This window comes from Roseospira navarrensis (genome assembly GCF_009601025.1).
In the GTDB taxonomy this organism is placed as follows: domain Bacteria; phylum Pseudomonadota; class Alphaproteobacteria; order Rhodospirillales; family Rhodospirillaceae; genus Rhodospira; species Rhodospira navarrensis.
This window is the reverse complement of the sequence record NZ_WIVE01000101.1, coordinates 1-8,956: the sequence shown is the minus strand read 5'-3', so window position 1 is coordinate 8,956 and position 8,956 is coordinate 1. Positions and strand designations below refer to the sequence as shown.

General features: G+C 69.0%; 7 protein-coding genes. 1 reads left to right on the top strand and 6 read right to left on the bottom strand.

Annotated elements, in window-relative coordinates:
- Positions 1–153: 153 nt before the first annotated feature.
- Both polA and GHC57_RS18145 read right to left on the bottom strand, forming a co-directional pair.
- On the bottom strand, positions 154–2,955 hold the full coding sequence (gene polA / locus GHC57_RS18150) for a DNA polymerase I (protein ID WP_153346917.1): 2,802 nt from the start codon (positions 2,953–2,955) through the stop codon (positions 154–156).
- 6 nt (positions 2,956–2,961) lie between these two features.
- Positions 2,962–3,159: a zinc-finger domain-containing protein gene (locus GHC57_RS18145; protein ID WP_153346915.1), complete on the bottom strand. Its 198-nt coding sequence runs from the start codon at positions 3,157–3,159 to the stop codon at positions 2,962–2,964.
- Between the two features lie 153 nt (positions 3,160–3,312).
- Here GHC57_RS18145 and GHC57_RS18140 point away from each other — a divergent pair, with 153 nt between their 5' ends.
- The gene (locus GHC57_RS18140) at positions 3,313–4,278 is read left to right on the top strand and encodes an ATP-binding cassette domain-containing protein (RefSeq protein WP_170294966.1); all 966 of its coding nucleotides are present in this window, start codon (positions 3,313–3,315) and stop codon (positions 4,276–4,278) included.
- Positions 4,279–4,419: 141 nt separating this feature from the next.
- Here the strand turns inward: GHC57_RS18140 and GHC57_RS18135 are convergent, their stop codons facing one another.
- The 4 genes from GHC57_RS18135 to GHC57_RS19400 form a co-directional block, all read right to left on the bottom strand.
- Positions 4,420–5,805 carry a TRAP transporter large permease gene (locus GHC57_RS18135; protein ID WP_153346913.1) on the bottom strand — a complete coding sequence of 462 codons (1,386 nt, stop codon included), beginning with the start codon at positions 5,803–5,805 and terminating at the stop codon, positions 4,420–4,422.
- Positions 5,798–6,346, bottom strand: coding sequence for a TRAP transporter small permease (locus GHC57_RS18130; RefSeq protein WP_153346911.1), 549 nt, complete (start codon positions 6,344–6,346; stop codon positions 5,798–5,800). The genes GHC57_RS18135 and GHC57_RS18130 overlap by 8 nt, the downstream gene beginning before the upstream one ends.
- On the bottom strand, positions 6,343–7,404 hold the full coding sequence (locus tag GHC57_RS18125) for a TRAP transporter substrate-binding protein (protein WP_153346909.1): 1,062 nt from the start codon (positions 7,402–7,404) through the stop codon (positions 6,343–6,345). The genes GHC57_RS18130 and GHC57_RS18125 overlap by 4 nt, the downstream gene beginning before the upstream one ends.
- A gap of 175 nt (positions 7,405–7,579) precedes the next feature.
- A complete protein-coding gene (locus tag GHC57_RS19400) occupies positions 7,580–8,269 on the bottom strand; it encodes a VPLPA-CTERM sorting domain-containing protein (protein ID WP_170294965.1) in 690 nt (229 codons plus the stop codon).
- Positions 8,270–8,956: the final 687 nt, after the last annotated feature.

The window sequence follows — 8,956 nt, the reverse complement described above, 5'->3', positions numbered from 1 at the left end:
AACGTGTCCCGATCCATGCCCGCCTCCCGCGTTCGGTATCCTTCATGATACCAAATCCGGGAATGCATAGCGAACGCTATTTGAGCCTTCGTAAAAGTACAGGCGCCCAAAGGGCGCCCGGGGCGGGTGAGTCAAACTCACCCACCGCTGTTATCAATGCGCCCCCGCCCAAGTCGTGGCCGTGCCCGTGTCCACCACCAGCGGCACGGAGAGCGACGCCGCCCCCGCCATCACGCGCCGCACCAGGGCCTCGGTGGCGGCGGCCTCCGCCTCCGGGACCTCCAGGATCAGTTCGTCGTGCACCTGCAGCAGCAGGCGCGCCGACAGCCCCGCCTCGGCCAGGGCGTCGGGAACCTGGATCATGGCCCGCTTGATGATGTCGGCCGCCCCGCCCTGGATGGGCGCGTTGATGGCGGCGCGCTCGGCCATCCCCTTCATGGTGGGCGCCTTGTCGTTGATCCCGGGGGTCCAGCACTTGCGGCCGAAGGGGGTGCGCACGAAGCCATGCGTCCGGGCCTCCGCCTTGGTGGCCTCCATGTAGTCCAGGATTTCCGGGAACTCCTTGAAGTAGGCGTCGATGAACGCCTGGGCCTCGCCGCGCGCGATGGAGAGTTGGCGGGCCAGCCCGAACGCGGAAATCCCATAGATGATGCCGAAGTTGATGGCCTTGGCCCGGCGGCGCAGCATGGGGTCCATGCCCTCGACCGGCTGGCCGAACATGCGGCTGGCGGTGATGGCGTGAATGTCCGCGCCGTTGTGGAAGGCCTCCTTCAGCGCCGCGATATCGGCCACATGGGCGACAAGCCGCAGCTCGATCTGGGAATAGTCCGCCGACAGCAGCAGGTGCCCCGGCTCGGCGACGAAGGCTTCGCGGATGCGCCGGCCCTCCTCGGTGCGGATGGGGATGTTCTGGAGGTTCGGGTCGTTGGACGACAGCCGCCCGGTGGATGTGCCGGTCAACCCGAAGGTGGTGTGGACGCGGCCCGTGTCCGGGTTGATGTCCTCCACCAGGGCGTCGGTGTAGGTGCTCTTCAGCTTGGAGAACTGGCGCCAGTCCAGCACCCGGGCGGGCAGGTCGTGGCCCTGCGCGGCCAGATCCTCCAGCACGTCCGCACCCGTGGACTTCGCCCCCGTCTTGCTGCTCTTGCGGCCGGCCTGCAGGCTCATCTCGTCGAACAGCACTTCGCCCAGTTGCTTGGGCGAGCCGATGTTGAACGGATGCCCCGCCACCCGGTGAACCTCGTCCTCCAGATCGCCGATGCGGGCGGCGAAGGTCCTGGACAGGTCCTTCAGCACCGCCGGGTCCACCTTGATGCCGGTGCGCTCCATGGCCGCCAGCAGGGGCACCATGGGGCGGTCGAGGGTCTCGTAGACCGTGACCATGCGCTCTTCGACCAGCCGGGGCTTCAGCAGCCGGTGCAGGCGGAGCGTGTAGTCCGCGTCCTCGGCGGCGTAGTCCAGGGCGCGCTCAAGCGTCACCTTGTCGAACGTGATCTGGGATTTGCCCGACCCGCAGACATCCTTGAACGCGATCATGGCGTGGTCGAAGTGCCGCTTCGCCAGATCGTCCAGGCCGTGGGTTCCCTGGCCCAGGCGGGTGCCGTCCAGGACGTAGGACAGCACCATGGTGTCGTCGAGGGGTGCGACCTCCAGCCCGACCCGGGCCAGCACGTGCAGGTCGTACTTGATGTTGTGGCCGACCTTCAGGACGCCGGGGTTGACCAGCAGGTCCTTCAGTTCCGCCACGCAATCCTCAAGCGGGATCTGGCGCGGGGCCTCGTCGCCGCCGCCGCCCAGGTCGAGCTGCCCTTCGCCGCCGCTGCGGTGGGCGAGCGGGATGTAGCACGCCCTCCCTGGGGCCGTGGCCATGGAAATGCCCACCAGCCCGCCCCGCATGGCGGACAGGGCATCGGTTTCCGTGTCGATGGCGACGACGCCGTCCGCGCGCGCCTCGGCGACCCAGGCGCGAAGGGTCTCGACGTCCTGGACCAGGGTGTAGGCGGCCTCGGCCGTCGTGGCTTCGGCCACCGGGTCCACAGCGGCACCGGAGCCGTCCTCCGGCCGGGGGATCAGGTCGCCTTCCACCTTGGCCAGCACGGACTTGAAGCCGTTTTCGACCAGGAAGCCGCGCAGGGCCTCCGGCTCCGGCGCCTTCACCGTGAAGCCGTCCAGCGGCTCCGGCACCTTCACATCATCGCGCAACAGCACCAGATCGCGGGACATGCGGGCCTGGTCGGCGTACTCGGTCAGGTTCTGGCGCCGCTTGGGCTGTTTGATCTCGCCGGCGCGGGCGAGCAGGGACTCCAGGTCGCCGTACTCGGTGATGAGCTGGGCGGCGGTCTTGACGCCGATCCCGGGCACACCCGGCACATTGTCGGACGAATCGCCGGCCAGCGCCTGCACGTCCACGACCCGGTCCGGGCCGACGCCGAACTTCTCGTGCACCTCATCCGGGCCGATGGGGCGGCTCTTCATGGGGTCGAACAGCGCGACACCCTCGCGGACGAGCTGCATCAGGTCCTTGTCGGACGACACCACGGTGACGGACAGGCCCTTCTCGCGCGCCTGTCTGGCGTAGGTGGCGATCAGGTCGTCGGCCTCGAACCCCTCCATCTCCACGCAGGCGACGTTGAAGGCGCGCACGGCCTCCCGGATGATCGGGAACTGCGGCACCAAGTCTTCGGGCGCGTCGGGGCGGTGCCCCTTGTAGTCCGGGTGGATGTCGTTGCGGAACGTCTTGCGGCCCTTGTCGAAAATGACGGCCACATGCTCCGCGTCCATGTCGGCCAGCAGCTTCATCAGCATATTGGTGAAGCCGAGCACGGCGTTCACCGGCGTGCCGTCCGGCCGCGTCATGGGCGGCAGGCTGTGATAGGCGCGGAAGATGTAGCCCGAGCCGTCCACCAGAAACAGGCGGTCGGGGGCGGTGGCGGCGGTCGTGTCTGTCTCGGTCATGTCCGGTCAGTGCGCCGCCGCCGCCGCGCCGTCCTTCAGCACGAAGCGCCGCGAGCAGTAGGGGCACACCACGTCGCCCTCGCCGGGCTTGATGTGCAGGAACACGCGCGGGTGGCCCAGGGCCACACCGATGCCGTCACAGGCGACCTCGGGGGTGTCGGTCTCGACGGTTTCCGAGACGGGGAAGGTGGGTTTGTGGTCCATGCGTGCGGTCCTCGACTTCTGGCGGCGGCGTCCTATGTTGGGAGGGCGCCCGACGGATGGCCCGGATCATACCCGTCCGGCCCCGGGGCGCACCAGACCCCATCGGCGCCTCAATGCGCCCGTCCCCCAGATCCTGCCGACCGAGAGGCCCCCGTGCGCAGCGCCCCCGCATCCCCGCCCGACAACGCCATCGAGATCGAAAGCCTGACCAAGGTCTACAAGGCCCGGGCCGGACAAAGCGCCAAGACGGCGCTGGAGGGCGTGTCGCTGACCATCCCGCGCGGCAGCTTCTTCGCCCTGCTGGGACCGAACGGGGCGGGCAAGTCCACGCTCATCAACATCATGGCCGGGCTGGTGCTGAAGACCTCGGGCACGGTGCGCATCTGGGGCACGGACATTGATCACAACGACCGCCAGGCCCGCGCGGCCATCGGCATCGTGCCGCAGGAACTGAACCTGGACCCGTTCTTCACCCCGCGCGAACTGCTGGAGGTGCAGGCCGGCCTGTACGGCGTGCCCCGGCGGGAACGCCGCACGCTGGAGATCCTGGATTCGGTGGGGCTGGCGGACAAGGCCGACGCCTACGCCCGCACCCTGTCGGGCGGCATGCGTCGGCGCCTGCTGGTGGCCAAGGCGATGGTCCACTTTCCGCCCATCCTGGTGCTGGACGAGCCCACCGCCGGTGTGGATATCGAACTGCGCCAGCAACTGTGGGCCATGATCCAGGACCTGAACGCGCGCGGCACCACCATCCTCTTGACGACGCACTATCTGGAGGAAGCGGAAACGCTCTGCGACACCACCGCCATCATCAACAACGGCACGGTGGCGGCCTGCGACACCACGCGCAACCTGCTGCGGCGGCTGGACTCCAAGTCGGTGACCGTGACCGTGGGCGGCGGCGTCCCCGATCCGCTGCCGCCGTCGCTGGCGGCGCTCGGGGCCTGCGCGCGCGGCGACGATCAGATCGTGATCCGCTACAAGCCCAGCGAGACCGGGATCACCACCATCCTGGAGGCCCTGCGCGGCGCCGACCTGGACATCCGCGACCTTGTGACCAAGGAAACGGACCTGGAGGACATCTTCCTGCAGCTCACCCGCAAGCCGGCGGCGGCGTAGGGCGGTCCGGCCCGATGCCGGGGTGCGATACGGCGTGTGTCATGGCCGACCAAAGCCCTCATACCGGCCCGACCGGGCCGGCGCCGCGCAGCGGCGGAGGCCTGGAAACGGTCTCGGCCGTTTCCAGGCCGATCCAAACCACTAAAGACTATGCGGCAGCCATAGCGCCAGGCCGGGCAGCAGCACCAGCAGCACGACCCGGCCCAGTTCCACGCCGAAGAACGGCAGCACGCCCCGGAAGATGGTGCCCATCCGCACCCCCGGGCTGACGGCGCGGATGATGAACACGTTCAGGCCCACGGGCGGCGTGATGAGCCCCAGTTCCACCACCACCAGCGCCAGGATGCCGAACCAGATCTTCAGGTCCTCCGCCCCCATGCCATAGGCGGCGTCGGCGGCCGTGACCCAGTCGCCGCCGTTCAACTCCAGCAGCACGGGGAACAGGAACGGCACCACGACCAGGATCATGGACAGGCTGTCCATGAAGCAGCCCAGCACGATCAGGCCGACCAGCACCAGGACGAGCACGGTCCAGGGCTCGGCGGCGCCGCTGGCGGCCCAGTCGGCCAGCGTGGCCGGCAGCCCGCTGCGGGCGAAGAAGCCCTTCAGCACCTCGGCCCCGAACAGGATGAAGCCGATCATGCCGGCGGTCACGGCGGTGTCGCGGATGGCGTCGCCGATCTCGCGCACGCCCAGGCCCTCGCCGGTGCGGACCTTCAGGATCACGCCGTAGACCAGCACCGCGAACACCCCCACGGCGGCGGCGGGGGTCGGTGTGAACAGGCCCAGCCCCAGGCCCAGGATGATGCCGCTGAAGATGGCCAGCACGGGCACCAGCCGGCGCAGGGCGCGCCGCCGCGCGGCGGCGTCGGGCGGCGGGGCGGGCTGGGCCAGGGCCGGGTTCAGCCGCACGCGCAGGGCGATGACGGCCACGAACAGGGCGACCGCGATCACGCCGGGCAGGATGGCGGCCTGGAACATCTCGACCACCGAGGCCTCGACCACGATGGCATAGACCACCAGCGCCACCGACGGCGGAATGAGGATGCCCAGCGTGCCGCCGGCCGCCAGCGCGCCGGTCGCCAGCCCGTCGGCATAGTTCAGGCGGCGCAGTTCGGGCAGGGCGACCCGGCCCATGGTGCTCGCCGTCGCCAGCGACGAGCCGCACACCGCGCCGAAGCCCGCGCAGGCCATCACCGCCGCCATGGCCACGCCGCCGCGCAGGCGGCCGACGAGCACGTTCATGCCCTGGAACAGGTCGCGACTCAGGTTGGCGTGACTGGCCAGATAGCCCATCAGGATGAACAGCGGCACCACCGACAGCGCGTAGTTCGACACCACCGACCAGGTCAGCGTCTTGAACTGGGCCAGATAGGGCTCGAAGCGCAGGAAGGGGGCGACGATGGACAGCGCGTAGTTGCCGCCGATGCCCACCAGCACCATGGCCAGCGCCACGGGAATCCGCAGCGCGATCAGCACGAACAGCAGCAGGAATCCGGCCGCCCCGACCAGCGCGCGCTCATCCATGGGGCGGGGGTCCCGCGGGGTCGTCGGCGGGCGCGGGCGGCGCGACGGCCATCACGGCCGCCACGCTCCCCCACAGCGCGAGGGCGACCACGCCCGGACTCCAGAACGGCCACTCGGGCCAGGACAGCACGCCGGTCACCACGCCGTCGGCGCGCATGCGCGCCATGCCCCAGGCCATGGACACGGCGAGGCCGAGCGCCAGCACCGCTGTCAGCGCCAGCGCGAGGCGGTCGATCGCATCCACCGCGCGGGCGGGCAGGCGGCGGGTGAACAGGTCCACGACCACATGGCCCCGGCGCAACTGGCACCACGGCAGGAACGCCAGCGTGGCCCCGCCGATGAGCAGGGCCACCACCTCTTCGTAGCCGGACAGGCCCGAGACCCGGCCGCCGAACGGCTCGGCCAGGGCGTCCAGCGTGAATCCGGCCACGTTGACCATGGTGATCGCGGTGATGACGAACAGGACCAAGCCCCCATAGACCGCAAGGCCCGCGGCCAGCGGCGCCAGCACCCGGTCGCGCAGGGCCGCCGCCCGGATCATGGGGTGGGGCGTTCGTGGTCGTGGCGGGCCACGGCGGCCTTGGCGGCGGCCAGCAGGGCTTCGCCGTCGATGCCCTTGGCGGCCATCTCCTCCAGCCAGCGCGCTTCGGTCTCGGCAAAGGCGTCCAGGAAGGGGGCGGAGGCCGCGTCATCCAGGTAGATGACCTCGTTGCCGCGCGCTTCGGCCATGGCGATGACCCGGGGTTCGACCGCGTCCCAGACCCGGCCGGCCTCGCGCGCCAGGGCCTCGCCCGAGTGAGCGTCGATGATGGCGCGCAGATCCTCGGGCAGGCTCTCGTAACGGTCCTTGTTCATGGCCAGCAGGAAGGTGGTGGTGCCGAAGCGGTGCCCGCCCGCCAGCTCGGTGTGGTGCTTGGCGATGTCGATCACCCGCAGCGGCAAGGCGACCTCGAACGGGATGAAGGCGCCGTCCAGGACACCCTGCGACAGGGCCTGCGGCACCTCGGGCACGGGCATGCCCACGGGCTCGGCGCCCATGGCCTCGATCATCCAGGTGCCCGAGCGCGACGGCACCCGCAGCTTGAGGCCCTGCACATCCGCGATGGAGCGCACGGCGACGTCGGTGGTGTGCAGCGCCTGGCCGGCGTGGACGTGGACCAGGAGGGGGTGGACATCCTCGAAGTCAGCGGCCAGCGGCCCGTCCATCAGGTCCTGGATGGCCAGGTTGGTGACCAGCGCGCTGCCGGTGTGGACGCTGGGCAGGTTGAACACCTCGGCATGGGGGAACACGCCCGGGGTATAGCCGAGCACGGTCCAGATGATGTCCGCCACGCCGTCGCGGACCTGCTGGAACAGCTCGGGGGGCGCGCCGCCCATGGACATGGACGGAAAGATCTCGAAGGCGATGCGCCCGTCCGAGGCCTCGGTGATGCGCTCGGCCCACGGCTCGATCATCTCGGCGTGGTTGACCGCCTTGGCGCTCAGGAAATGGTGCACGGTCAACGTGACCTCCTGCGCGCGGGTCGGCGGGGCGGTCAGGCTCAGGCAGGCGCCGGTGAGGGCCAGGGCGGCCACGGCGGACGTGAGGCGTTGGGACATGGGTGGGCGCTCCGCGCGGCGGTTCCGGGACAGGACCGCGCATCCTACAGCATCGTCCGGCGCCTTCAACAGCCGCCTGCCACCAGCAGCGCCCTGGAACGCAAGACCCCGCCCCGGCGAACCGGGACGGGGTCGGACGGGGCCGAGGCCCGAACGCTCAGACCGGCGGGACCGATCAGGCGGCCGCGGCGGCGGCCTTGTCCTTCTTCAGCCAGCGGGTGCCCACCAGGCCGCCCAGGGCGGTCAGCAGGAACCACGCGGCGGCCGGCAGCGGCACGGCGGAGACGGTCACGACGCGGATCCAGTCGCCCGGCTCCGTGACGCGCATGCCCAGCTCCAGCATGGTGCTGTCCACGCCGCTCACGATGTAATAGTCGTTGGCCTTGTTCTTGACGTCCATGGCTTCCAGGCCGCGGGCGTTGTACGGCGCGGAATCACCCGCGTTGCCGTTGTCGTAGGTCGTGCCCGGATTGCCCAACAGATCGGTGCTGTCGGCTTCGAGATTGCCGGGCTGATCGGACATGATCCCCAGGATGGACTCCTGGAACAGCCAGTTCGTGACCGTCATGGTGTTGGAGCCGCCGGCCGTGTTGTAGAAGATCATGTAGCTGTCGACGCGCGTGCCCTTGGCGATGGTGCCGCCGTCCACGTCGATATCGCGGGAGAGCCACACGCCCGAGCTTTCCATGAAGCCGTACTGGCTATTGGAGGGCGTGGTGACATCGTCTTCCAGGACCGCGCTCGGCGCAGTGATGACGGTGCCTTCACCCGACACGGAGAACAGCGCGGCCGAGGCCGGCGTGGCGGCGGCGGCGGCCATGAAGCCGGCGCCACCCAGAATCGCGCCCCAAATCTTCGTCTTCATCGCAATCATCCCCATTCCTGTGGGCCCGGAGGCCGTTGAGTTCGGTACGTCTCTGTCGGGTCGGTTGACCTGCGCCGCCGCCGTCCGGCCCGGCTCCCGGGGCATGGATGCGACCGCGGTCCGCATGAGCCTGCTCATTGACTGAGAAACGGCCTCACGTTTCTTGGCCCTGGTCATGACCGTCGGCGCACGGACTTTGCGCCCAATCGGCCCAATTTTCCTGCGCACCATCCAGGCCCTCAGCCGCCATGGGATTGAGCCTCCATGGGATGGAATGCATAAACTTCGCTTCGAAAACCTGACAAAACATATCAGTCTTTCGGACCAGGAATCCAGCCCTCCGGATGGGGGTCCACCATCCGGTGGAGGGAGCGGGCTGGTCCGGTCGGCTGCGGCCCCCGGACCTCCACCAAGTGGTTGAGGATCAATTGGGCTGACGTGCGGTATTTTGGAGGCTGAAAAATAGACGCGGTCATCTTGGGGAGATATTTGGCGCCCAGCGCTACAAAAAGTAAAAGTTGCGCTTGTGTTTACTCCAAGGGCGGCCTGCCAATACTTCAGGCAATGCCAACATTTTTCCAGAGTACGCATGAAGATCTCATTCCATGATAAAGGCTTATCCCTTTGCTTCCGGCGCGATCAACATATCGTAGGAGATTGGGCCTTTGGTGGTGGCGATGCCCAGGA

Bases quoted from the DNA above. Each gene is read 5' to 3' on its own strand.
- polA (WP_153346917.1), bottom strand. From the start codon at position 2,955: ATGACCGAGACAGACACGACCGCCGCCACCGCCCCCGACCGCCTGTTT.
- GHC57_RS18145 (WP_153346915.1), bottom strand. From the start codon at position 3,159: ATGGACCACAAACCCACCTTCCCCGTCTCGGAAACCGTCGAGACCGAC.
- GHC57_RS18135 (WP_153346913.1), bottom strand. From the start codon at position 5,805: ATGGATGAGCGCGCGCTGGTCGGGGCGGCCGGATTCCTGCTGCTGTTC.
- GHC57_RS18130 (WP_153346911.1), bottom strand. From the start codon at position 6,346: ATGATCCGGGCGGCGGCCCTGCGCGACCGGGTGCTGGCGCCGCTGGCC.
- GHC57_RS18125 (WP_153346909.1), bottom strand. From the start codon at position 7,404: ATGTCCCAACGCCTCACGTCCGCCGTGGCCGCCCTGGCCCTCACCGGC.
- GHC57_RS19400 (WP_170294965.1), bottom strand. From the start codon at position 8,269: ATGAAGACGAAGATTTGGGGCGCGATTCTGGGTGGCGCCGGCTTCATG.